Here is a 24,583-nt window from a genome sequence, read left to right as displayed (position 1 = left end):
CGTTCAAATGCCCCCGCTGGTCCCAGTTCAAGGACTTCGAGGACTACCTGGTACCGCCCGAGAAGTTCACCAGCCTCAAGCAGTCCAGCGAATTGCCGCTGGCCGTGGCCACCGACTGCGAACAATATCTGCATGAGCGGCTGACGCTGCTGGAAGCACAACTTGCCACCGTCAACCGCATGGCGGCAGCCAACGACCTGCCGGATGCCATCATCACCGAGTCGGGCTTGAAGATCACGCCGCTGGATGCGGCGGTGCCCGACACCGCGCAGGCGCTGATAGACCAGACAGCCATGGTCCTGCCGCACGTCAAGATCACCGAACTGCTGCTCGAAGTCGATGAGTGGACGGGCTTCACCCGGCACTTCACGCACTTGAAATCGGGCGATCTGGCCAAGGACAAGAACCTGTTGTTGACCACGATCCTGGCCGACGCGATCAACCTGGGCCTGACCAAGATGGCCGAGTCCTGCCCCGGCACGACCTACGCGAAGCTCGCTTGGCTGCAAGCCTGGCATACCCGCGACGAAACGTACTCGACAGCGTTGGCTGAACTGGTCAACGCTCAGTTTCGGCATCCCTTTGCCGGGCACTGGGGCGATGGCACCACATCATCATCGGACGGACAGAATTTCCGAACCGCTAGCAAGGCAAAGAGCACGGGGCACATCAACCCAAAATATGGCAGCAGCCCAGGACGGACTTTCTACACCCACATCTCCGACCAATACGCGCCATTCCACACCAAGGTGGTCAATGTCGGCCTGCGCGACTCAACCTACGTGCTCGACGGCCTGCTGTACCACGAATCCGACCTGCGGATCGAGGAGCACTACACCGACACGGCGGGCTTCACCGATCACGTCTTCGCCCTGATGCACCTCTTGGGCTTCCGCTTCGCGCCGCGCATCCGCGACCAGGGCGACACCAAGCTCTACATCCCGAAGGGCGATGCCGCCTATGACGCGCTCAAGCCGATGATCGGCGGCACGCTCAACATCAAGCACGTCCGCGCCCATTGGGACGAAATCCTGCGGCTGGCCACCTCGATCAAGCAGGGCACGGTGACGGCCTCGCTGATGCTCAGGAAACTCGGCAGCTACCCGCGCCAGAACGGCTTGGCCGTCGCGCTGCGCGAGTTGGGCCGCATCGAGCGCACGCTGTTCATCCTCGACTGGCTGCAAAGCGTCGAGCTACGCCGCCGCGTGCATGCCGGGCTGAACAAGGGCGAGGCGCGCAATGCGCTGGCCCGTGCCGTGTTCTTCAACCGCCTTGGTGAAATCCGTGACCGCAGTTTCGAGCAGCAGCGCTACCGGGCCAGCGGCCTCAACCTGGTGACGGCGGCCATCGTGCTGTGGAACACGGTCTACCTGGAGCGTGCGGCGCATGCGTTGCGCGGCAATGGTCATGCCGTCGATGACTCGCTATTGCAGTACCTGTCGCCACTCGGCTGGGAGCACATCAACCTGACCGGTGATTACCTATGGCGCAGCAGCGCCAAGATCGGCGCGGGGAAGTTCAGGCCGCTACGGCCTCTGCAACCGGCTTAGCGTGCTTTATTTTCCGTTTTCTGAGACGACCCCTTTGAGCTTAAAAACTGTTTAAAAAATAATACCACTTAGAGACCGATAGCCATCAACTACTTACGATGTACTTAATCCGAACGTCATTTCATCCCTAATGTTAAATTTATTGAGATAATTAGAGGCTTATTTAATTAAATCAGCCTTTTGTGTGATCTTGTTCAAGAAGTACTCAGAGTTTTGGCGTAATACGAAAAAAGCGACTACGTTTATCTGTAGGGAAAAGTTTCTTCCGTAACAACATAATAGAAATAAAAGAGACAGTAAAAATGACAAGCATGGAGCGCAATCTTTTTTCTACCACCACCTTGACCTTTATTGTTGGAGCTATAGTCTTCTGCGGGCTCGTTTGGCTCTCCCATTGGTGGCTTGCAGGCTTATCTTTACTCTCATACTTTGGATTTGCTTGGGTGCTTCGGGCACAAATTCACAAATCGACTCATCTTTATCAATCTCGCCAACTCGCCTATGAAAAAGAGAAACGACATCATGTTGACCAACAAGTCGCCAAACTTGAGGCGATTATTTCCCGCTTAGTACCCGTTTGGCAGGGACATATCGTCTCTGTTGACCAACAAATGAACCAAAGCGTAGCCAATATGACGGAGCGATTTAGTTCAATTATCAGCGAAATCGAAAAAGTCACTAGTAATTCAACGGGGATCGCAGATCAACTCCACTCCCCAGGTATAGAAGACGACAAAGCACTGCTAAAAGCATTATTTAATGACTTAAACCAGATGAATAGTGCCAAACTGCACCATTTAGAACAGTTAACCGCATTAGTTAACGATACCAAAGCACTTGATGGACTAGCAGCTGAAGTTAGAAAAATTGCCCAACAAACCAATTTATTAGCCTTAAATGCGGCAATTGAAGCCGCTAGAGCCGGAGAATCGGGTCGCGGCTTTGCCGTAGTGGCTGATGAAGTCAGAACCTTGTCAGCTCAATCAGGGCAGACAGGTGAACGGATCACTCAGCAAATTACTGAATTAAATCAACGTATGGCGGAGCTATACCAGCTGACCGATGCAGCAACTTTACAGGAAAGCCAAGCGCTAGAAGGTGGCGAGTCCATTCTCATCCGTGTAATTGACCACCTCGAAAATCGTACTTTGCAAATGAAAGATGAGGGTATTCAAGCATTAGAGCTTGGTCGGCAAGTTAAAAGAGAAATTGAGCAAATATTAGTGGATTTTCAATTTCAAGATCGCTGCGACCAAATGTTAAGACAGCTTGTCGCCAGTATTGATGAGCTTACAGAGCTAATCCGTGTTCAACAGCAAGCGAGGGAAGCCGGTTTACCTATTCCTGAAGGTGATGTGGATTCCTTGCTTGCCATGATGAAGCAAAGGTATGTGGCGACCGAACAGCATATTCACCATAGTTCAAAAAAAGATAGCCATTATCAACATGCAGAGAAAAGTTCTATTAACTTCTTTTAGTTCACGTTTATAAAACAAGGATGGCCACTGAGATGAAAAGAATACTCGTAGTTGATGACTCTGCCTCTATCCGACATGTCGTCAGTATTGCGCTTAGGGGCGCAGGTTATGAGGTCATTGATGCCTGTGATGGTAAAGATGCACTGAGTAAACTCAATGGCGATAAAATTAATCTTATTATCAGTGACGTTAATATGCCAAATATGGATGGCATTAGCTTTTTAAAAGAAGTTAAAAAACATCCGCGTTATAAATTCACTCCAGTCATTATGCTCACCACCGAGGCGGGTCGGGATAAAATGGAAGAAGGTCGCATGGCGGGAGCTAAGGCATGGGTAGTCAAGCCTTTTCAACCACCCCAAATGCTTGATGCGGTAGCTAAACTTTGTTTACCGTAAAAGGATTTGTGTATGCCAATCAATATCGCGCTAAAAGATCTATCTATTAAGGTTAACTTAACCGAAGAGTTAACTATCTATAGTGTTATGGAATTTCGTGATGCACTAGTCGGTCATTTGCAACCGGGTGTAGACATCAGTGTTGATCTTTCTCAAGTGACAGAGATCGATACCGCAGGGCTTCAGTGGCTTCTGGCGCTTAAAGTATTGAATGAGGCACATCGAGTAGAATTTTGTCACCACAGCAAAGCGGTAATAGATGCCCTCGCACTTTCGGGTTTGTCTGGCACATTTGACGATACCATAGTGATATCCTCGGAGACTCGCCTATGACCGCTAATGACGTTCAAAAGTTATTTATGACCGAAGCGGAAGAACTACTGACAGAAATGGAAGATGCATTATTGTCATTAGAGGTCGACGCAGAAAGTACAGAATTAATAAATCAACTTTTTAGAGCAATGCACACGATAAAAGGTGCAGCGGGTATTTTTAATTATCGTGCCATCGTTGATTTTACTCATCCCATTGAAACGTCAATTGATAGGCTGCGCAAAAATGAATTGAAAATAGATAGTGCGCTTATAGCACTACTCCTTAAGTGTAAAGATCATACATGGGCGTTGGTCAATGCTGCGGTAGAGGAGGATGAGGCAGAGTTGAATACACTCTGCATTCAAAGTCAGTCAATTTTGGCCGAATTAGCGCAACATGAAAACCTTGAACCTTGTTACCCTCAGACTCTCGCCGCAGAGGCGATTACCCCTGAACGGATAGAAGGACATTATCTTGATACGGGCCATTGGCTTATATCACTGGATTTTAAAGCCGATGCACTACGTAATGGATTAGATCCATTAAGCTTTATTCGTTATTTGCATCAATTAGGTCAAGTGCTTGAAGTTATTTGTTTAAGCCACAAGTTGCCGCCATTCGAAGAATGTGACTTCGAAAGTTGCTTTTTACGCTATCGTATTATTTTTGCTGGAGATTGTACGAAAGAACAAATTGAATCGGTATTTGAATTTGCCCAAGATGATTGCGATATACAGATTCTACCTTCACAAAAAATCTCCGAATCATTTCAAGCTCTGATTGAACAGCTGAATCCGTCTGAAAATCAGCGACTAGGTGAAATTCTGCTATCGATCGGCGCCATCACTGAAAGAGAACTCTCTAAATCACTCGATTTACAGTCTGGTAAGAGTGAAGACTGCACGACTAAAAAACTGGGCGAAGTGCTAATTGCAAACTTACTTGTCGATAAACCTGTGGTTGAGCAAGCCCTTAAAAAACAAATTCAAGCTCGAGAGCAGGCGCAAACTATTCGCGTCGATTCTAATCGTCTTGGCCAGTTAATTAATTTGGTTGGTGAGCTGGTGACGGCAAGTGCTGCGATGAAGGTGATGGTCGACCGTTACCAATTTCTCGATGCTAATGACCTAGTAGGATCGGTAGAACATCTGGTCCAAGAAATTAGAGAAAATGCCTTACAACTACGTATGGTGCAGATAGGTGAAACCTTTTCACGTTTCCGGCGAGTGGTACGCGATGTCAGCAATGAACTAGGTAAACAAATTGAGTTGACCATCCAAGGGGGAGAGTCTGAACTCGATAAAATCGTTGTTGAAAAGATTAATGACCCTTTAACCCACCTTGTTCGCAATGCCCTAGATCACGGTATTGAACTTCCAGAGGCTCGTCTCAAGGCCGGTAAATCCGCTGAGGGACATCTGATGTTAAATGCCTACCATGATTCTGGACATATCGTTATTGAAGTCACTGACGATGGTGCTGGACTTGACCCTGAGCGCATTCGAAGAAAGGCTGAAGCATTGGGGTTAATTGATGTAAACCAGATGCTTAGCCATTCTGAAATTTTGAAATTAGCCTTTGAACCAGGCCTCAGTACTAAAGATAAAGCAAGTAATCTGTCAGGAAGAGGTGTTGGTATGGACGTTGTTAAACGCAATATTGAAGCGTTACGCGGCTCAGTTGAACTCGATAGCGAGCTGGGTAAAGGTACAAAAGTGACGATCACATTACCATTAACTCTTGCCATTATTGATGGTTTTATGGTTGGTGCTGCCAACGAAAACTATGTGATACCGCTGAATATGGTAGAAGAATGTGTCGAGCTCAATCGGGGCGAATGGCATGAGCAACAGAAGAATTACATCAGTTTGCGTGGGGAACTGATGCCTTTTATACGACTTAAAAGTTTTTTTAATATACCGAATTTAAATCAAAACCATACCCGTGAAAGCCTTGTTGTTGTTCGTTTTGGTCGAACTAAAGCAGGGATAGTTGTCGATAAATTATTTGGTGAACAGCAAACAGTGATTAAGCCCTTAGGGAAAATGTTTCAACATCTCAAGGGATTAAGCGGTGCCACTATTTTAGGAACGGGAGATATTGCCTTGATCCTTGACGTACAGGGTTTAATTACTGAAGCAAGTATTAGCGCCAAAAAATATCATCATGTAGCACTGATTGATGAATAGCCTATGTTGAAAAGGAATATTGACTATGTTTAAAAAACTGACGCTCAGCATGCAGATTTCTGGTGGTTATGCATTGGTGTTATTACTATTGATCGTGATTTCATTAGCCGCCTATTTTGGACTAACGAAAGCCATTAACGGTTTTAATGATTACCGCTCGTTGGCGCGCGACTCTAATATGGCTGGTCGCATCCAAGCTAATATGCTTACAATTCAAATACAGGCCTATGATTATATCTTTCAGAAGAATGAATCGGCTTATAAAGTATTCAATGAACGTAATGTTATTCTTAATGACATCATTCAAAAAGCGATGACGGAGATTAACGAGCCTGAATTGAGTCAACAACTTTCAGATATTCGCAAAGATATTGTTGATTACAATAGTTACTTTGAATCTGTAGTCAAATTGATTAAATCTCGCAATGATGAAGTTACCAACGTGTTGGTTCCAAAAGGAACTGAAGTTGTAAAACTGATTTCTGACACTATGCATCAATCCTATAATAAAGGTCAGATTGATGTTGCTTATCGAGCAGGTTCTGTGCTCGAATCGGTATTGACTGCTCGTTTAGCGGCATCTAAATTCCTTGAAACAAATTTAGATGCGGATTTACAGCAGGCGCTGATGGCTATTGATTTAGCTAAGGGAGAGCGTCTTTCTGCCTTAAAAACTGTGGCAACAGATCTAGATGCACAATCAAAATTATTACAATTTACCAGCAGCATTGACAATTATGCGTCTTCGTTAAAGTCAGTTTATAGCACTATTAGCGAAAGAAACGATATTGTGCAAAATCAACTCGACCGTATCGGTGCTGATGTTGCGCGCCAAACTGAAGATATCAAATTAACCATCCAAAAAAGGCAAGATACCCTTGGTCCTATTGTTAAAGCCCAGAATGAGCAGACCCTTACCACTGTTATTAGTGTATCTATTGCCGCCATTTTGATCGGTATTTTCTTGGCATGGTTTTTAGTGAAGTTAATTAAAAAACCGTTGGGTGGAGAACCTCGTGATATGGAAACGATTGCGCGCGCAATCGCTAACGGAGACTTAACTGTAGAGCTAAAACAGCGTGAAAATGCGACGGGGGTTTATAAGGCGATGATTGATATGATTGATAGCCTTACTTCTGTGATTGCTCAGGTTCGAAGTGGTGCAGATAATTTGTCTAGTGCTTCTTCACAGGTCAGTAGTACCGCTCAAAGTCTAAGCCAAGGAGCAACAGAGCAGGCTGCTAGTGTCGAAGAGACGACCAGTGCCGTTGAAGAGTTAAATGCGTCTGTCCAGCAGAACTCCGAAAATGCAAGGGTTACCAATAATATGGCAACGGTAGCCGCTGAAGAAGCACGACAAGGTGGAATAGCGGTAGAACAAACCGTTGCCGCAATGAAACAGATTGCGGCGAAAATTAGCCTAATAGAAGACATTGCATATAAAACTAATCTATTAAGTCTCAATGCGGCCATTGAGGCGGCCCGTGCTGGTGAACATGGTAAAGGCTTTACAGTTGTTGCCTCCGAGGTTAGAAAATTAGCTGAAAACAGCAGCTTAACGGCACAAGAAATTAATAAACTAGCCAGCGAAAGTGTTGGTATTGCTGAAAATGCCGGCCGTTTGATCGCTAATATTGTGCCTAATATCCAAAAAACATCTGATTTGGTTCAGGAAATTAGTTCCTCCTCTGAGGAACAAGCCATTGGGATCAGCCAGATTAATGACTCTATGCTACAGCTTGATAAAGCCACACAGCAGAATCCATCTGCGTCAGAAGAGTTAGCCGCGACATCAGAGGAGTTAAACGGTCAGGCTAATCAACTACTTGACGCAGTAGAGTTTTTTAAACTTGCCATCAGTAGTGAAAGATCTCATCAAGGTAAATCAACAGTAATGGCGGCTTCTGGGCGTAAGACAGCCAAAGCTAAGCAACATGTTGAACGTACCGATTTCGAACGATTCTGATAGGGGCCTATCATGAATCAATTAGTGAATGAGATGAAGGCCAATTCAGTGGGAGATATTACCCAATATCTTACCTTTCAGTCAGGGAATGATACCTTTGCAATTGGTATTTTGGATGTAAAAGAGATCATTGAAATTGAAGGCATTACGCGGGTGCCTATGATGCCAGAATTTTTGTGCGGTATTATTAATTTACGAGGTAAGGTCGTCCCTGTTATTGATTTGTCCAAAAGGCTAGGGCGTCTAACAACGGTCATCTCAAAAAAAAGTTGTATTGTGTTGGTTGAAGTCAGTCACGAGGATGAGCAGCAAACCATTGGGATGTTAGTGGATGAAGTGAATGAAATTCTTGAAATTGATGATGAACATACACAGCCGCCACCGGATTTTGGTGCCGATCTCAGAGTTGACTTTATTCGCGCAATGGGGCGAGTTGGCGAACATTTTATGATATTACTTGATATCAATTATGTGCTGTCGGTGGCCGACATTAGTGCAATTAGCCAACTCAATTTTCATGCAGCTGATGCCACTGATGAAGCACTATGAAGTCCTCACCGTTGCAGCTTGAACATACCGCCTTAACGCAAAGGGAATTTGAACATATCCGGCAATTTTTGTATGAGGAGGCCGGTATATTCTTGAGCGACATTAAAAAATCATTGGTGGCTAGTCGATTATGTCGACGCCTAAAAGAAACCGGTTATGAAAACTATGGAGATTACTTTGAGTTCGTCAAAAAACACTCTGAACATATTGAATATCATCATTTTATAGATGCTTTGACGACCAATGAAACGTTCTTTTTTCGTGAAATAGAGCATTTTGAATTTGTTAAACACCTAATAAAAACACATCCACAAAAAAAAAGCTGGCAGGTATGGTCAGCAGCTTGTTCATCTGGAGAGGAGGCTTACAGCTTAGCCATGCTGTTGGCGGATCATTTAGGGATTGATGGTCACTGGCAAGTGCAGGGGTCTGATATTAGCCAGCGGGTGCTAGCGAAGGCTGAAATGGCACATTATCCCCTTGAACGTAATGACGCCATCGGCTTTGAGAGATTACAGAAGTATTGCTTAAAGGGGGTGGGTAAGCAAAACGGTACATTTTTAATTGACCAAAGCTTAAAGAGTAAAGTTAGCTTTTTTGCGATGAATCTGACTCAATCCTGTGAAAGTGTCGGAATGTGCGACTTAATTTTTATTCGTAATGTAATGATTTATTTTGATGCTGAGTCTAAGCAAAGGGTCATAAACCATGTAATAAAGCAGTTGAAAGTCGGTGGTTATTTGTTTATTTCACATACCGAATCCTTGATGCACGTAAAACATGGGTTAAAGCAGATTAAACCTTCTATCTATCAAAGGATTTGATGTGGAAAAGACAGCCTTAAATCAAAGAACAATAATCATGATTGGCCCTGGTGAGCATTATGTGACGGCGAAAAACGAAGTCATAAAGACATTGTTGGGCTCATGTGTGGCAGTATGTTTATTTGATCCCAAGGCTCAGGTCATTGGTATGAATCACTTTTTATTGGCTGCTGATCGGCGCAAGCTTACACATTTTCTTGATTCTCGCGCAGGTTACTATGGTGTTCATGCCATGGAGATCTTAATCAATGCCATGCTAAAGTTAGGAGCACAGCGGCAAAATTTGCAGAGTAAAATATTTGGAGGCGCGAATGTTTTATCTTTGTGTGCTGACAATATCCTTAATCACTATGATATTGGCGGGATGAATATTGATTTTGTTAGACAGTTTCTACAACGTGAACGAATCCCTGTTATTAGTGAAGATCTTGGCGGCCATTCTGGTCGAATAATTTATTTCGATCCGTCGGATTATTCGGTGTATCGCAGTTTAATCGAGAATAAATATGAAGAAATTGCATCACTTCAGGATGAAGAATACCGATATTTTAATCAAGCGAGTGAAGATATGCGTGCCTCTAATAACTCGGTGGTGATTTGGTCGGATTAACAAGACTTAAGGGGGCCTTGTGATTAATGTCGCCATAGTCGATGACTCAGCAGTTGTCAGACAAGTGCTCAGCAGCATGTTATCTAACCAGCCTGATATTACTTTATTAGGCTGTGCTCGGGATCCGTTGTTTGCGCTTAAATTATTTGAACAGCAATGGCCCGATGTCATTATTCTTGATATTGAAATGCCAAGAATGGATGGCATTACTTTCTTAAAAAAAGTGATGGCTGAAAGGCCAACCCCTGTCGTGATTTGCTCAACACTCACTGAGCAAGGTGCTTCAGTGACTATTGCTGCACTTGCCGCGGGAGCGGTTGATATCATTACTAAACCTAAATTAGGATTGAAGGGATTTTTGGAGGAATCACAAGCCCGTTTACTCCAGTCCGTGCGTGCTGCAGCTAAAGCATCAGTATCAAAATTGCGTATTAATACCCCTACAAAAATGCCTGTCGCCGCGAAACATAACGCCGATGTAGTGTTAACATCAACAAACCATGCGCTACACCAAACCACGGATCGGGTTGTTGCACTCGGAACTTCAACGGGTGGAACCCATGCACTTGAGTGCGTGTTAACGGCATTGCCACGTACAAGTGCCGGTATTGTTGTTGTCCAACATATGCCAGAGCATTTTACGGCGGCCTTTGCTAGTAGGTTAAATAGTTTATGTGAAATGGAAGTAAAAGAAGCCGAAGATAACGATAGAGTGATGCCGGGTCTTGTGCTCATTGCTAACGGCGGCAAGCACATGCTGCTACAACGTAGTGGTGCTCAATATCGTGTTCAGCTTAAGGACGGACCGTTGGTCAGTCGGCATCGCCCCTCGGTTGATGTGTTGTTTCGTTCAGTCGCTAATGCTGCGGGTAAAAATGCCCTAGGCATAATTATGACTGGTATGGGGGACGATGGTGCTCGGGGTTTGCTAGATATGCATCATGCTGGAGCCACAACATTAGCACAGGATGAAGCCAGTTGTGTGGTTTATGGTATGCCAAAAGAGGCTGTTAAGCTCGGCGCAGTCAGTCGGCAGGTTGCTTTAAGCAATATTGCTGAGGAAATTATTGCGTTTACCAAAGAATAAAAAAGCCAGTGCGGACACTGGCTTTCTCTGACGAAAAAGGCGGTTATACGCGCTTTTTAAATTCGCCAGTACGGGTATCGATTTCAATCTTGTCGCCAACTTTCACAAAGTCAGCCACGCTGATAGTGCCGCCACCAGTGATTGTCGCTGGCTTCATTACTTTACCTGAAGTATCGCCACGAGCTGATGGCTCAGTGTAGATCACTTCACGTACGATAGTGGTTGGCATTTCTACAGAAATTGCTTTGCCTTCGTAGAAAGTCACTTGGCAAGTTTCTTCCATACCGTCAACGATGTAAGCTGCTGCATCACCTAAGTTTTCAGCTTCTACGTCGTATTGGTTGTATTCTGCATCCATGAATACATACATAGGATCAGCAAAGTAAGAATAAGTACAATCCAGACGATCTAGGATAATATCGTCTAACTTATCTTCACCTTTAAAGGTGGTTTCAGTACCAGAGTTAAGCAGTAAGTTTTTCAGCTTTAACTTAACGATGGCAGCGTTACGGCCAGAACGAGTTGTTTCTGTTTTCTGTACAACCCATGGGCTGCCTTCAAACATGATCACGTTACCAGGACGGATTTCATGAGCAGTTTTCATTACACAATTTCCTATATGTCGATTTTCTATATCAGCGCAGCATCTTAGCTTTTTTTCACAAATTGGACTAGCCGAGTTGCAAGATCTGCAGCATTTATTGCGTCAATTGGCCATTCTTTAGCATGTTGTAAGAGTGGCAAACAGACTGGATTTAGGTTTTGCCAGTGAGTTTTCACGGCGGATTGCTCTCCTTGGTTAAATGCAACGTTCAATTTAGACCAAGTGTCAGCAATATCAGGGGGCAGATTATCGCAGTAAAGTCGAATAAAAGCTTCTAATTTTATTAGATGATAATCATCTTCTTGCGGATAAATATGCCAAATAAAAGGTTTTGCCGCCCATTGGGCCCGTAAGAAGCTATCTTCACCGCGGACAATATTAACGTCGCAGCTCCATAGTAGGCGGTCAAATCCCTGTTGATCGGTCATCGGCAAGATATGCAGGGTTAAATCCCCCAGTTTAATTTGCTGCCCAGGTATTAATTCCTCTATAGGGCAGGGCAATATGTGCTGCAAACTGTTTAAGCTGCGGCCTTTGGGGATAAGGGCGTGAATTTTTGCATCGCGTTTTGCTGTGGCTTGCCAGAGTTCACATAAGGCTGGGAGCGACTCGGTTTCATAACTAAAGACACTATAGACAGTATCTTGCGCTTCAATATCCTTAAGACCAAGACGGTCAAATAATTGCAGCTTATTGGCGCTATCCTGTTGCCATGCATCGCGCTCGGCAAATAGCTCTCGCTCACAAATCAGTCCACCCGTCTTAGGTGTAAAGCCCGGGAAAAAGAAGTACTTTCTAATGCCGCTTGTCTGCATCGAGGGTAAACCATGGCAGCCATCGACCCAATCTTCTGCGCTTAAATACTCTAAATTAAGCCATAAAGGCACAGATTTTGGTGTTTTAATATGCAGTTCAGCCAGTTGTTGCTTCACTACATCGGGTAGTTCGCAGGCGAAGGCTTCAATTAACACTTCGCCTGGCTCATATACCAAAGGTAAGGGCGTAGTCCAATGAAGGATAGTCACGCCATGAAAAATCTGGCAAGTGAGGTTAGGGTCAAGGGTCGGTAAAATATGCGAAAAACTGTTTAAGTCATCGACCCAAAGCTTAATTGGGATCTGATATTCATTGACTAACTGTTTGGCTAAACGCCAAGTAACGCCAATATCACCGTAGTTATCGACGACAGTACAGAAGATATCCCAGTGGGGATGTTTGGGAGCTACCATTGGAAATATCGCTTTCATTTACGTGGAGAACAAATGTAAAAAAAGCGGCATTGGGCCACTTTTTTTACTGAGCTCACTCGATGAAACCAGGGTTAGTCTTCGAGTTCTGCTAAACACATTTCTTCGTAGATTTGTTTGACCCAAGCATCAACACGCTCTTCGGTCAGTTCTGGTTGACGGTCTTCGTCAATCCCTAAACCGATGAAGTGATCGTCATCCACTAAGCCTTTAGAAGCTTCGAAGTTGTAACCTGCAGTAGGCCAATGTCCAATGATAATACCACCACGGGCTTGAACGATATCGCCAATCATGCCCATGGCATCGAGGAAATATTCCGCGTAGTCTTCTTGATCACCACAACCGAAAATAGCAACCAGTTTGTCTGTAAAATCAATCTGTTCTAACTCAGGAAAAAAGTCATCCCAGTCACACTGTGCTTCACCATAATACCAGGTTGGGATACCGAACAGCAGCAGGTCGTATTCTGCGATCTGTTCTTTGGTACTTTTGGCGATATCTTTCACCTCAACCATTTTTTTACCCAGTTTCTTCTGGATCATCTTGGCGACAGCTTCGGTGTTGCCTGTGTCGCTACCGAAAAAAAGACCTACAGTTGCCATTGTCTATCCTTTATGTCTAGTTCACTTATACGTTAATCTTGCTGCTATTGATTGCTCAGCATTCTATTTTTTGCTGAAGAATTAATTCGATTAACTGGCTTCGGCTGATGTTACTGGCCAATGCCCGCTCATTCAAGGCGTCATATAAATCTTGTGACACCTTTAACTCTATTCGCTTTAATCCTTTGGCTTTATCCCGCTGGATCTGGTTGCGCTTATTGACCTTAAGTTGCTGGCTACGGGACAAAGGATTGCTACGTGGGCGTCCCCGTCGCTTTTCATTGGCAAAAAGGTCAATGGTCGTTCTATCTGTTGCTTCTTTTGCCATGTTCTTATTGTTTAACCGATGCCTGAACCTTCCCAAGACATCTGGATAATACCTTTTGCAATAAACCCGGCGCAGCCGAGAAATAACACTAACCAAACAATAAATCGACCGAATTTCGGTACGTTACCTTGTTTTAGCACATCGTGGATGGCCATGCCGATAAAGAAAAATATCGCGGCAAAAAACAGGTTCAAGCCGATGGTCTCAATTTGTTCCATGTACTGAGATAACATACTTTCTTAGTCCTCTAGAGTGTTCTAAGGCTAAAAGAGGCGCGAATATATCACATCAACAAGGTGTCGGCTATATGATTTAGGTCGAGAATCGTTGTCATTTACACCGTGTGTTTGTCAATAAATTCAGACACAATCCGGTTAAAAATGGTAGGTTTTTGCGCATGTAACCAATGGCCACACCCTTCAAGGGTTTTTGCTTGCGCCAATGGGAATTGCGTCATGATGGCATTTCTATGTTCACCAGTGACATAGTTTGAGTCTCCTCCGCGGATAAAGAGGCTGGGGCCGTGGTAAGTTTGGCGCTTTTCTTCTACAAGATTATGCCAACCAATTATATTGGGATAACACGCTTTTAAGCCGCTTAAATTCATTTTCCAACGAAATCCTGTCTCAGTCCGTTGCAAATTTTTGAGAAGAAATTGGGCTGTCGCTTCATCAATGCCGCTATGGGTTAAATGGGCCAAGGCAAAACGGCGATCGGTGTGGCCTTCAAGTGGCAAACTTTCGAGTGCGGCAAATACCGCATCATGGCGTGGCTGATAAGCAACTGGGGCAATATCAGCGGCAACCATGCTGATGATGCGTTCTGGATAGGCTAGGGCCGTTGCCATGGCAATTTTCCCACCCATGGAATGTCCCATAATATGCACGCGCTCAAGCTTGAGATCATCGAGTAAATCCACCATCGCTTTCGCTAAGCTTGGGTAATCCATCTGTTGCCAATGTTCACTTAAGCCGTGATTAGGTACATCAACGCGGATGACTTGATGATGGGTTTCGATAACTTGACCTAAGCCTTTAAGATTATCTAAATTGCCAAAGAGACCATGGATAAGGAGGACAGCTTCTCCTTGACCAGAAGATACAAAATTCATGGAATAGCCTGTGCTATGGTACCTAACGTTGCGCGAATTGTGCCTTCAATGCGTTAAGTTTGACAAGTCTTGTGGCGGTTTTGAAATTAAGAACCTTCAACTTGCTGGCTTTTTCAGCGATTAACATCGTTGTGCTAATTTGATGTGCGATTTCACGCATTTTTAGATTAATGATGCTTTATCAGATTGATAGAGATAGATACACTGAGGCAACGATCGCACAGATCCTTTGCTAGGATCGCCTGTGGTGCACTTTTTCGGTAAGCCTATCGAATAACAAAGGATAATAAGGTTATGAAATACATCGAAGTGGATGAAGAGCTCTATCGTCATATTGCCAGCAAAACGGAACGTATTGGTGAGAGTGCCTCTGATATTCTCCGTCGATTACTCGGCCTGTCCGTCGATGCGGTTGAACAGTCACAGCCACAGTCTATCAGCCAACCGAGTTTAGAGGTGGTAACGCCTGAGCCACAGAGCGTTCCGCAAGTAGAAAGCTTCGAGTCTGTCATCGATTTTAATCAATTGGTTGATGAACATAAGTTAGAACAACAAAAAGGCGCGGTGGGCCGCTTCTTATTTTTGCTCGAGAGCTTGTATCAACTTAACAAAGCCCAGTTTTCGCAAATTTTACAGATCCAAGGGCGCGATCGTCTCTACTTTGCGCGCTCTCGTGAGGAGTTACTCAAGGCTAGCGCCACCGCAAATCCGAAGGAAATCGGTAATACCGGATTTTGGGTAACGACCAACAACAATACTGCAAAAAAACGGACAATTTTAGCCGAGGCCTTGGTGCAATTGGGCTGTGATGCCCAAATCGCCAACGGCATTGCCGAACGCGTATAACGACTTATCGACGCCGCAATGATGCGGCGTTTCCATTTAATAACCGATTTTCCAGTAGGAGAGGATCAGGTGGCAATACATCAACGGGCAGGACAAACCGCGAGTCAGACGGATCTGGTGAATATTCCAAAGCTGATGAGCCATTATTACAGCATCAAACCCAATGTGGATGCTGCCGAGCAGCGTGTGACATTCGGGACCTCAGGCCATCGCGGAACTGCATTTCAAGGGAGCTTTAACCAAGACCATATTTGGGCGATTACCCAAGCCGTTGTCGATTATCGCCAATCGGTGAATATCGAAGGCCCGCTGTTTTTAGGTATCGATACCCACGCTTTATCTTATGCGGCTTACGTGTCGGCGATTGAAGTGTTAGCGGCCAATAAGGTGACTGTGCATATCCAGCAACATGATGGTTTTACGCCAACGCCTGTGGTGTCACATGCGATTATTTGTGCAAATCGCGAGGCGGCACTAAGTGGTGCCGCGTTAAGCGATGGTTTGATTATTACGCCATCCCACAATCCACCGCAGGATGGTGGGATTAAATACAATCCACCCCATGGTGGCCCTGCTGAAGGTAATATCACTGCGTGGATTGAGTCCCGCGCAAATGATTACCTGCGCGCAGCGCTCAAGGGCGTTAATAAGCTCGCTTATGCAGATGCATTGGCTTCGGGTTATGTGCATGCCATCGATTTGATCTCCCCATATGTCGCGGATTTAGTCAATGTGGTCGATATGCATGCTATCGCTAAGGCTAAACTTAAGCTGGGTGTCGATCCATTAGGCGGCTCCGGTATTCATTATTGGGCACCGATTGCCAAGCACTATGGCATTGATATCACTTTAGTTAACGATAAGGTCGATCCAAGCTTCAGCTTTATGTCATTGGATAAGGACGGCAAGATCCGCATGGATTGCTCTTCTCCCTATGCGATGGCAGGTTTACTGGCCCATAAAGAATCCTTCGATTTATGTGTGGGTAACGATCCTGACTACGATAGACACGGCATCGTGTGTCCGGGCACCGGGCTGATGGACCCCAACCACTATTTAGCAGTAGCGATTGATTATCTGCTAACCCACAGACCAGAGTGGAGCGATAGCTTAGCCATTGGTAAGACATTGGTATCGAGCGCGCTTATCGATAAAATCTGTGCCTTCCATGGCAAAAAATTACTCGAAGTCCCCGTTGGCTTTAAGTGGTTTGTCGATGGATTAGCTGAGGCAACCATTGCCTTTGGCGGTGAGGAGAGTGCGGGCGCCGCGTTCCTGCGCCGTGATGGCACGACTTGGTGTACTGACAAGGACGGTTTTATTTTAGTGCTGCTCGCAGCCGAAATGCTTGCGGTCACAGGTAAAACGCCGGGGCAACGCCATCAAGAATTAGTGGCGCAATTTGGTCAAAGCTTCTACAAGCGTATCGACAGCCCAATTAGCCTTGAGAACAAAGCCAAATTTGCCAAGCTTAATGCCGAGACCTTAAACGCCACTACGCTGGCGGGTGAGAACATTGAGGCTGTATTGACCCATGCACCTGGCAATAATGCTTCAATTGGTGGCATTAAAGTGACCACGGCCAATGGTTGGTTTGCTGCGCGGCCATCGGGCACTGAGGCGTTATTCAAGATTTACGGTGAGAGCTTTATCAGTGAGCAACATCTTGCCGATATCATTAAGGACGCACAAGCCCTGATCGATAAGGCCCTCAGCGCCTGATTTAGCGTTTACGCATTCTTTTTACCGATAAAAAAACGCACTCATTGAAATCCTATGAGTGCGTTTTTATTTGCAGCGATTGTAAGATCAAATTATTCAGGTTTGAGCTGAATCGCTAAGCCTAGTACTCGATATGGCAACTCGGTAAGTTATTCTTATCGATATAGTTTTGATGATATTCCTCTGCCACATGGAATTGCTGTAACGGCACAATCTCAGTGACGATATGACGCAATCCCCAACGACCTGAACGGGCAAAGGCCAGTTTTGAGGCTTCTGCCGCCGCTTTTTGCTCACGATCATGGAAGAAAATGGTACTGCGGTATTGAGTACCAATATCGCCGCCCTGCATATTGAGCGTGGTCGGGTTGTGGTTTTTCCAAAACACATCCAGTAACTCGTCGTAGCTGACAATCGCAGGGTCAAATTCTACTTGCACGACTTCAGCATGGCCTGTCTTACCTTTTTTGACTTCCTCATAGGTGGTCGCTTCGTTATTGCCACCCATATAGCCGCAGGTCGCGTTGGTCACGCCGTTGACTTGTCTAAAGAAATACTCCACGCCCCAAAAACAGCCGGCACCGAAAGTTGCTAACGCCATGATAAATCCTGATAGAAGTCTAGATGGCTAAGGATTGTGATAAAACTCATGCCTAAAAGCAAGTGTGTCGACAAAATTAATCCTATGTCGACCAAATGCGGCTAAGATGCTGTTGTTTTGCCGCGAAATGCGCTTGTTTGACCAGAATGACAGAGTAACGGCCCAAAAACTTGTGTTAGTATGGATGCGCTTTTTAAGGCGGGTAGCGATAAGTGCCATGAAACAGGCAGTTATTGCCATCACTCCCGTCTTTAACACGCTATTATAAGGAGAATTCTGTGTTACAAGCTCTGTTAGATTCGAAGGATTTTCTCGCGCTGACCCTCGCTAATCCTGAAACCCTCGGAGAGGAGTTTAGTTTCGCCTTAGGGGAACATACTCGAGTCGAGGTGTGGGACACGGGCGTCATCGTTTTTGAGCCTGCACAAGCCCAAGGTAAGGATGTCATTCTCTCCTGCGGTGTCCACGGCAATGAAACCGCCCCCATCGAACTCTGCAATACCTTAATCAAACAGCTTCTCCAACAAAAAATCATCGCCAAACAACGCACGCTCTTTCTTATTGGTAACCCTTTAGCGATTAATAACGGCACTCGCATTATCGACGAGAACATGAATCGTCTGTTTAGTGGCGAGCATTCAAATCCACCGGGATTAGTGAATCCTGAGCGGGTGCGGGCGAAAAAATTAGAAGCCTATGTTGACCGCTTCTTTAAGGGCGCAGCCTCAGGGCGCCAGCGAATTCACTACGATTTACACACGGCGATGCGGGCGTCAAAACACGAAAAGTTTGCGATTTATCCCTATCGTCCCGGCCGTGCTTACAGCGCCGAGCAAATCATGTTTTTAGCGGCCAGTGGCGTCGATACTGTGTTATTTCACCATGAGCCGACAACCACCTTTAGCTATTTTTCCTCCGAGCAGTATGGCGCCGATGCCTTTACCATAGAATTAGGTAAGGTGTATCCCATGGGCCAAAACGATATGACGCGTTTTATTGCCGCCCAAGAGATGTTTATGCGCCTTATCACAGACAAACCCTTAGCGCTTGAGCCATTCTCAGCGGATAAGGTGAATCTGTATCAAGTGTGTCGGGTGATTAACAAACATTTTGATGATTTTGAATTTACCTTCGCGACCGATGTCGAAAACTTCAGAGCTTTCCCTAAAGGCTTTGTATTGGCCCGAGAGGGTGGACAGGAAATTAAAGTCGAACAGGAATTTGAAGCGATTGTCTTCCCCAATGCCAAGGTGCCCATCGGCAATCGCACTGTGATTTGCCTGATCCCTTCAGTCGCGCCAGATGTTCGCTAGTTTTGTAAAGCATTATATACATGCCCACAGGGGATTAGTTGTCGTTTGAACTGTGCCAACGGTTGATAGGTAGTTTACGTTAACGTAATGTTCATCCGGCATATTCGTATAAATTAGGCGCAGTGGTTCTTCTGCTGCGTAACGAGATAACAAGAGCACAATATGAGCAAAGCAACACTCAACACTGATACAGTGCACCGTGTCGGCTTCTTGGATAAGGCATCGCTTCACATTCCTATCCTTCGAATTCTACAAGCAGACGGCACTACCTATGAAACCGCGGTTTTGCCTGTAATAGATGAAGCCTTAGCCACCAAAATTTACGATACTTGCGTATTCACGCGGGTACTCGATGAACGTATGCTTGGCGCACAGCGTCAGGGACGGATCAGCTTCTATATGACCTGCACCGGTGAAGAAGCCGCGATCGTCGGTAGCGTGGCCGCACTTGATCAAGAAGATGTGATCCTCGCGCAATACCGTGAACATGCAGCGCTACGTTATCGCGGCTTTACCACTGAACAGTTTATGAACCAAATGTTCAGCAATGAGAAGGACTTAGGTAAAGGTCGCCAAATGCCAATCCACTACGGCTGCGCGGCGTTAAACTACCAAACCATCTCATCGCCATTGGCCACTCAAATCCCGCAAGCGACAGGTGTCGGTTATAGCCTGAAAATGCAGGGCAAACGTAATGTTGCTGTCTGTTATTTCGGTGAAGGCGCTGCATCTGAAGGCGATTTTCATGCCGGATTGAATATGGCGGCGGTGTTAAAATGCCCCGTGATTTTCTTCTGCCGTAACAATGGTTATGCCATTTCTACCCCAACCGAAGAGCAATTTGCCGGTAACGGTATTGCCAGCCGCGGTGTGGGTTACGGTATGCACACCATTCGCGTCGATGGCAATGATATGTTGGCTGTTTTGGCTGCAACTCAACAAGCGCGCGCCTATGCGATTGAACATAATGCCCCCGTGTTGATTGAAGCAATGACTTATCGTCTGGGCGCCCACTCATCTTCTGACGATCCTTCAGGCTATCGCTCAAAAGAAGAAGAGGCGAAATGGCAACAACACGATCCAGTCAAACGCTTTAAGTTGTGGCTGATTAATAAAGGCTGGTTAGCCGAGGCCGATGATGCCCAGCGTTACGAAAAGTACCGTGAAGAAGTGTTAGCCGCCGTTAAAGTCGCGGAAAAATTACCTATCCCTATGCTGGATGAGATTATTGAAGACGTGTACGACAAGCCAACGCCAGCGCTTAAAAAGCAACTGAGCGATCTTAAAGAACACATCAAAAAATATCCGCAATCCTATCCCAAAAGTGCAGGGAGGCTATAAGCCGTGGCAGAAATGAATATGTTACAGGCCGTCAATGAGGCCTTGTCAATCGCCATGCAAGCTGATGAGCGCATGGTGGTGTTTGGTGAAGACGTTGGCCACTTTGGCGGCGTGTTTCGCGCAACTTCTGGTTTGCAGGAAAAGTTTGGTCGCAGCCGCTGCTTTAACACGCCACTGACTGAGCAAGGTATTGCGGGTTTTGCCAACGGGTTAGCCTCTAATGGTATGACTGCCGTAGCGGAAATCCAGTTTGCTGATTACATCTTTCCGGCGTTTGACCAGATCGTAAACGAGTCGGCTAAATTCCGTTACCGCAGCGGTAATGAGTTTAATGTGGGAAGCCTGGTGTTCCGTACACCCTATGGTGGTGGTATTGCAGGTGGTCACTATCATTCACAATCGCCAGAAGCCTATTTTACCCAAACCCCAGGCTTAAAAGTGGTTGTGCCGCGTAATCCTGCTCAAGCCAAAGGTTTATTATTAGCCTCTATTCGCGATAAAAACCCGGTGGTGTTCTTCGAGCCTAAGCGTTTATACCGAGCTTCTGTGGGGGAAGTCCCTGCGGGCGATTATGAAATCGAGCTGGGTAAAGCCGAAGTGGTGCGTGAAGGGAAAGATATCACGTTAGTGGCCTGGGGCGCACAGATGGAAATCATCGAAAAAGCGGCCGACATGGCGGCAAAAGAGGGGATTTCCTGCGAAATTATCGACCTGCGTACACTCGCGCCTTGGGATGTAGATACCGTTGCTGATTCTGTGAAGAAGACAGGCCGCTTACTGATCAACCACGAAGCGCCATTAACGGGTGGTTTTGCGGGTGAAATTGCGGCCACCATTCAGCAGGAATGTTTCCTGTATTTAGAATCACCTATCAGCCGTGTATGTGGTCTAGATACCCCATATCCACTGGTCCACGAAAAAGAATATATGCCCGATGCGCTCAAAACTTTTGAAGCCATTAAGGCATCAGTGAACTTCTAGGAGTCCGGTATGATTAAAGATTTTATTTTGCCGGACATTGGTGAAGGCGTTGTCGAATGCGAACTCGTCGAGTGGTTGGTGCAAGAGGGCGACACGATTGTGGAAGATCAACCCATCGCCGATGTGATGACCGACAAAGCCTTAGTGCAAATTCCGGCGCCTTTTGCAGGAGTCGTGACTAAGTTGTATTACGCCAAAGGCGATATTGCTAAGGTGCATGCACCGCTGTATGCCGTGCAGGTTGAGTCTGACGAAGCTGCGCCTGCGTCTCAACCTGAAGTACACACAGCGACTCAAACATCCGTAAGCCAAGCCTGCGTGGCGGGTACCAGCGTCGAAGAGTTCCTGCTGCCCGATATTGGCGAAGGCATTGTTGAGTGTGAACTGGTCGAATGGCTAGTCCAAGAAGGCGATACAGTGGTTGAAGACCAACCCATCGCCGATGTGATGACTGATAAAGCCTTAGTGCAAATCCCCGCCATCAAAGCGGGCAAAATTGTCAAATTGCACTACCGTAAGGGCCAGTTAGCTAAGGTACATGCACCACTATTTGCGATTGAGGTTGAAGGTAGCGTTAGTGCGCCTGTCAGCCATGCACAGGAAGCAAGCGCTGCTGTGAATACCGCTGCACCAGCCGCTTGCGCGGCGGTGTCCTCGGAGCCTGCACGCCAAGGTAAAGCCTTAGCCAGCCCAGCCGTTCGCCGTATGGCACGTGCCTTAGATATCGATTTAAGTCGCGTACCTGGTAGTGGCAAACATGGCCGAGTATATAAGGAAGACATTACTCGCTTCCAAGCGCAGGGCGGCGCTGTGTCTGCCGTTGCGCCAGTGGCTGTAGCACCGACTCAATCAGGTGTGACTCAATCAACCGTCTCTAACGTCGTGGCAAGTTCTGCACGGGGTGACATTGTGGAGCCTATCCGTGGCGTGAAAGCCGTGATGGCCAAAATGATGGTCGAATCGGTATCAACCATTCCACACTTCACCTATTGCGAAGAGTTTGATTTGACAGACTTAGTCGCACTGCGTGAAAGCATGAAGGCCAAGTATTCCTCCGACGAAGTTAAGCTGACCATGATGCCATTCTTTATGAAGGCCATGTCATTAGCCTTAACGCAGTTCCCTGTGCTTAACAGCCAAGTGAATGCTGATTGTACGGAAATCACCTACAAGGCGCGTCATAACATTGGTATGGCAGTAGATTCGAAAGTGGGATTGTTAGTGCCCAATGTGAAGGATGTGCAAGATAAGAGTATTCTTGAGGTGGCTGCCGAGATCACCCGCTTAACCACTGCTGCGCGTAGCGGCCGTGTGGCACCAGCGGATCTTAAAGAAGGCACGATTTCGATTTCGAATATTGGTGCATTGGGTGGCACAGTCGCAACACCAATTATCAATAAGCCAGAGGTGGCGATTGTTGCGCTTGGTAAGTTGCAAACCTTGCCGCGCTTTAATGCGAAAGGTGAAGTCGAAGCGCGCCAGATCATGCAAGTGAGTTGGTCTGGCGATCACCGCGTTATCGATGGCGGCACCATTGCTCGTTTCTGTAACCTTTGGAAACAATACCTTGAGCAACCGCAGGATATGCTATTAGCCATGCGTTAGTCGGCTGTCAGCCAATACTTACAGCCAATCCGGCAAAAAAGGACGCAATTTAGCGTCCTTTTTTATTCGCAGGCCATAAATGGGTTAATCTTTTGATCCCAATTACGTATAATTCGCGAACGTTGTTATCCTGATGGATTTGTTATGAGCCCCAGCCCATTTGCCCCAACAATCGAAACTATTGATTATCCGTTTCCGCCTAAGCCAATTCCTCTGTCCGATGCCGAAAAGGCGGACTACAAGGCACGTATCAAGCAGCTGCTGATTGAAAAGGATGCGGTATTGGTTGCCCATTATTATACCGACCCTGAAATTCAAGCTCTGGCTGAAGAAACTGGTGGGTGTGTTTCAGACTCACTTGAAATGGCGCGCTTTGGCCGCGATCATCCCGCAAAGACGTTAATCGTCGCTGGGGTGAAGTTTATGGGTGAAACTGCCAAAATCTTAAGCCCAGAAAAAACCATTCTGATGCCAACCTTGGAGGCGACCTGTTCATTAGACTTAGGTTGCCCCATCGATAAATTCAGCGCCTTCTGTGATGCACACCCAGATCATACCGTGGTTGTTTACGCCAACACGTCTGCGGCGGTAAAAGCCCGTGCCGATTGGGTGGTGACCTCGAGTATTGCCCTTGAAATTGTTGAGCACTTAGACAGCGAAGGCAAAAAAATCATTTGGGGCCCAGACCGCCACTTAGGCAGCTATATTGCTAAACAAACGGGCGCCGAGATGCTGATGTGGCAGGGCGACTGTATCGTTCACGATGAGTTTAAAGCGAATGCCCTGCGTGATCTGAAAAGCGTTTATCCCGACGCAGCAATTTTGGTACACCCAGAATCACCCGCGAGTGTGGTGGCGATGGCGGATGCTGTCGGCTCCACCAGTCAGTTGATCAAAGCTGCGCAAACCATGCCTAACGAGCGTTTTATTGTCGCGACCGATCGCGGTATTTTTTACAAAATGCAACAAGCAGCGCCGGGTAAAACCTTAATCGAAGCGCCGACTGGCGGTAATGGTGCGACCTGTAAGAGCTGTGCCCACTGTCCTTGGATGGCAATGAATGGCTTAAAAGCCATTGAAGCGTCATTAAGTGATAGCGACAAAACCACCCATGAGATCTTTGTTGATGAAGACTTGCGAGTGAAAGCGTTAATCCCGCTGACCCGTATGCTCGATTTCGCTAAAACGCTCAATATGAAAGTGAAGGGTAATGCCTAAGCGCTTTTAGTCGCACATCGAGTTTCAACATTAATATCCCCGCATTGTGGGGATATTTTTTTTATTGCAGTTGCCACACGGCAAATAACAAAAAGCCC

General features: G+C 46.2%; 23 protein-coding genes and 1 pseudogene. 17 read left to right on the top strand and 7 right to left on the bottom strand.

The genetic code is table 11. The features are described 5' to 3' along the window. The 10 genes and pseudogenes from SHEWPOL2_RS16160 to SHEWPOL2_RS16115 all read left to right on the top strand — a co-directional run. Positions 1–1,550: pseudogene (locus SHEWPOL2_RS16160) on the top strand (Tn3-like element TnAs3 family transposase); the annotation flags it as partial. 302 nt (positions 1,551–1,852) lie between these two features. Next, a complete protein-coding gene (locus tag SHEWPOL2_RS23350) occupies positions 1,853–3,028 on the top strand; it encodes a methyl-accepting chemotaxis protein (protein WP_050991390.1) in 1,176 nt (391 codons plus the stop codon). A 32-nt stretch (positions 3,029–3,060) separates the two neighbouring features. Continuing rightward, the gene (locus SHEWPOL2_RS16150; RefSeq protein WP_037429781.1) at positions 3,061–3,426 is read left to right on the top strand and encodes a response regulator; all 366 of its coding nucleotides are present in this window, start codon (positions 3,061–3,063) and stop codon (positions 3,424–3,426) included. 12 nt (positions 3,427–3,438) lie between these two features. Beyond that, entirely contained in the window at positions 3,439–3,759 is a 321-nt protein-coding gene (locus SHEWPOL2_RS16145) for an STAS domain-containing protein (RefSeq protein ID WP_037418461.1), read from the top strand. Beyond that, complete coding sequence (locus SHEWPOL2_RS16140; protein ID WP_037429779.1) at positions 3,756–5,930, top strand: chemotaxis protein CheA; 2,175 nt, start codon at positions 3,756–3,758, stop codon at positions 5,928–5,930. Before SHEWPOL2_RS16145 ends, SHEWPOL2_RS16140 begins: the two co-directional genes overlap by 4 nt. Positions 5,931–5,955: 25 nt before the next feature. Next, positions 5,956–7,896: a methyl-accepting chemotaxis protein gene (locus tag SHEWPOL2_RS16135; RefSeq protein WP_037429778.1), complete on the top strand. Its 1,941-nt coding sequence runs from the start codon at positions 5,956–5,958 to the stop codon at positions 7,894–7,896. A 12-nt stretch (positions 7,897–7,908) separates the two neighbouring features. Further along, positions 7,909–8,445: a chemotaxis protein CheW gene (locus SHEWPOL2_RS16130; protein ID WP_037429777.1), complete on the top strand. Its 537-nt coding sequence runs from the start codon at positions 7,909–7,911 to the stop codon at positions 8,443–8,445. Next, positions 8,442–9,269 carry a protein-glutamate O-methyltransferase CheR gene (locus SHEWPOL2_RS16125; RefSeq protein WP_037429776.1) on the top strand — a complete coding sequence of 276 codons (828 nt, stop codon included), beginning with the start codon at positions 8,442–8,444 and terminating at the stop codon, positions 9,267–9,269. The genes SHEWPOL2_RS16130 and SHEWPOL2_RS16125 overlap by 4 nt, the downstream gene beginning before the upstream one ends. Before the next feature lies 1 nt (position 9,270). Beyond that, positions 9,271–9,879 (top strand): chemotaxis protein CheD, encoded by a 609-nt coding sequence (locus SHEWPOL2_RS16120; RefSeq protein ID WP_037429775.1) that lies wholly within the window; start codon positions 9,271–9,273, stop codon positions 9,877–9,879. Between the two features lie 19 nt (positions 9,880–9,898). Beyond that, a complete protein-coding gene (locus SHEWPOL2_RS16115; protein ID WP_037429774.1) occupies positions 9,899–10,966 on the top strand; it encodes a chemotaxis response regulator protein-glutamate methylesterase in 1,068 nt (355 codons plus the stop codon). A gap of 43 nt (positions 10,967–11,009) precedes the next feature. On the opposite strand, the gene efp is transcribed toward SHEWPOL2_RS16115, so the two are convergent. The 6 genes from efp to SHEWPOL2_RS16085 form a co-directional block, all read right to left on the bottom strand. After that, positions 11,010–11,570: an elongation factor P gene (efp, locus tag SHEWPOL2_RS16110; protein WP_037418480.1), complete on the bottom strand. Its 561-nt coding sequence runs from the start codon at positions 11,568–11,570 to the stop codon at positions 11,010–11,012. Positions 11,571–11,614: 44 nt separating this feature from the next. After that, entirely contained in the window at positions 11,615–12,799 is a 1,185-nt protein-coding gene (earP, locus tag SHEWPOL2_RS16105) for an elongation factor P maturation arginine rhamnosyltransferase EarP (protein ID WP_037429772.1), read from the bottom strand. 92 nt (positions 12,800–12,891) lie between these two features. Then, positions 12,892–13,419, bottom strand: a complete 528-nt coding sequence (gene fldA / locus SHEWPOL2_RS16100; protein WP_023265275.1) for a flavodoxin FldA — start codon at positions 13,417–13,419, stop codon at positions 12,892–12,894. 55 nt (positions 13,420–13,474) lie between these two features. Further along, positions 13,475–13,747 (bottom strand): LexA regulated protein, encoded by a 273-nt coding sequence (gene ybfE / locus SHEWPOL2_RS16095; RefSeq protein WP_011072323.1) that lies wholly within the window; start codon positions 13,745–13,747, stop codon positions 13,475–13,477. 11 nt (positions 13,748–13,758) lie between these two features. Next, complete coding sequence (locus SHEWPOL2_RS16090; RefSeq protein WP_007648263.1) at positions 13,759–13,980, bottom strand: DUF2788 domain-containing protein; 222 nt, start codon at positions 13,978–13,980, stop codon at positions 13,759–13,761. Positions 13,981–14,081: 101 nt separating this feature from the next. Continuing rightward, complete coding sequence (locus tag SHEWPOL2_RS16085) at positions 14,082–14,858, bottom strand: alpha/beta fold hydrolase (protein ID WP_037429771.1); 777 nt, start codon at positions 14,856–14,858, stop codon at positions 14,082–14,084. 294 nt (positions 14,859–15,152) lie between these two features. Here SHEWPOL2_RS16085 and seqA point away from each other — a divergent pair, with 294 nt between their 5' ends. After that, positions 15,153–15,704, top strand: coding sequence for a replication initiation negative regulator SeqA (gene seqA, locus SHEWPOL2_RS16080; RefSeq protein WP_037418499.1), 552 nt, complete (start codon positions 15,153–15,155; stop codon positions 15,702–15,704). A 69-nt stretch (positions 15,705–15,773) separates the two neighbouring features. Next, positions 15,774–17,426 (top strand): phosphoglucomutase (alpha-D-glucose-1,6-bisphosphate-dependent), encoded by a 1,653-nt coding sequence (pgm, locus tag SHEWPOL2_RS16075; protein WP_037429770.1) that lies wholly within the window; start codon positions 15,774–15,776, stop codon positions 17,424–17,426. Positions 17,427–17,547: 121 nt separating this feature from the next. On the opposite strand, the gene msrA is transcribed toward pgm, so the two are convergent. After that, a complete protein-coding gene (gene msrA, locus SHEWPOL2_RS16070; RefSeq protein ID WP_037418505.1) occupies positions 17,548–18,027 on the bottom strand; it encodes a peptide-methionine (S)-S-oxide reductase MsrA in 480 nt (159 codons plus the stop codon). Between the two features lie 278 nt (positions 18,028–18,305). Here msrA and astE point away from each other — a divergent pair, with 278 nt between their 5' ends. The 5 genes from astE to nadA all read left to right on the top strand — a co-directional run bounded on the left by astE (position 18,306) and on the right by nadA (position 24,485). Further along, entirely contained in the window at positions 18,306–19,340 is a 1,035-nt protein-coding gene (gene astE / locus SHEWPOL2_RS16065; RefSeq protein ID WP_037429768.1) for a succinylglutamate desuccinylase, read from the top strand. 162 nt (positions 19,341–19,502) lie between these two features. Continuing rightward, positions 19,503–20,681, top strand: coding sequence for a thiamine pyrophosphate-dependent dehydrogenase E1 component subunit alpha (locus tag SHEWPOL2_RS16060; RefSeq protein WP_037418510.1), 1,179 nt, complete (start codon positions 19,503–19,505; stop codon positions 20,679–20,681). Between the two features lie 3 nt (positions 20,682–20,684). Then, positions 20,685–21,662 carry an alpha-ketoacid dehydrogenase subunit beta gene (locus SHEWPOL2_RS16055; RefSeq protein ID WP_037418512.1) on the top strand — a complete coding sequence of 326 codons (978 nt, stop codon included), beginning with the start codon at positions 20,685–20,687 and terminating at the stop codon, positions 21,660–21,662. Positions 21,663–21,671: 9 nt separating this feature from the next. Continuing rightward, positions 21,672–23,267, top strand: coding sequence for a dihydrolipoyllysine-residue acetyltransferase (locus tag SHEWPOL2_RS16050; RefSeq protein WP_037429766.1), 1,596 nt, complete (start codon positions 21,672–21,674; stop codon positions 23,265–23,267). A gap of 144 nt (positions 23,268–23,411) precedes the next feature. Next, positions 23,412–24,485 carry a quinolinate synthase NadA gene (nadA, locus tag SHEWPOL2_RS16045; RefSeq protein WP_037418516.1) on the top strand — a complete coding sequence of 358 codons (1,074 nt, stop codon included), beginning with the start codon at positions 23,412–23,414 and terminating at the stop codon, positions 24,483–24,485. The last annotated feature ends 98 nt before the right edge of the window (positions 24,486–24,583 follow it).

Origin of the sequence: Shewanella sp. POL2, from assembly GCF_000282755.1 — a bacterium.
GTDB classification, from domain to species: Bacteria; Pseudomonadota; Gammaproteobacteria; order Enterobacterales; family Shewanellaceae; genus Shewanella; species Shewanella xiamenensis.
Note: the sequence above shows the minus strand (reverse complement) of the source record. Positions and strands in the feature narration are given on the sequence as shown.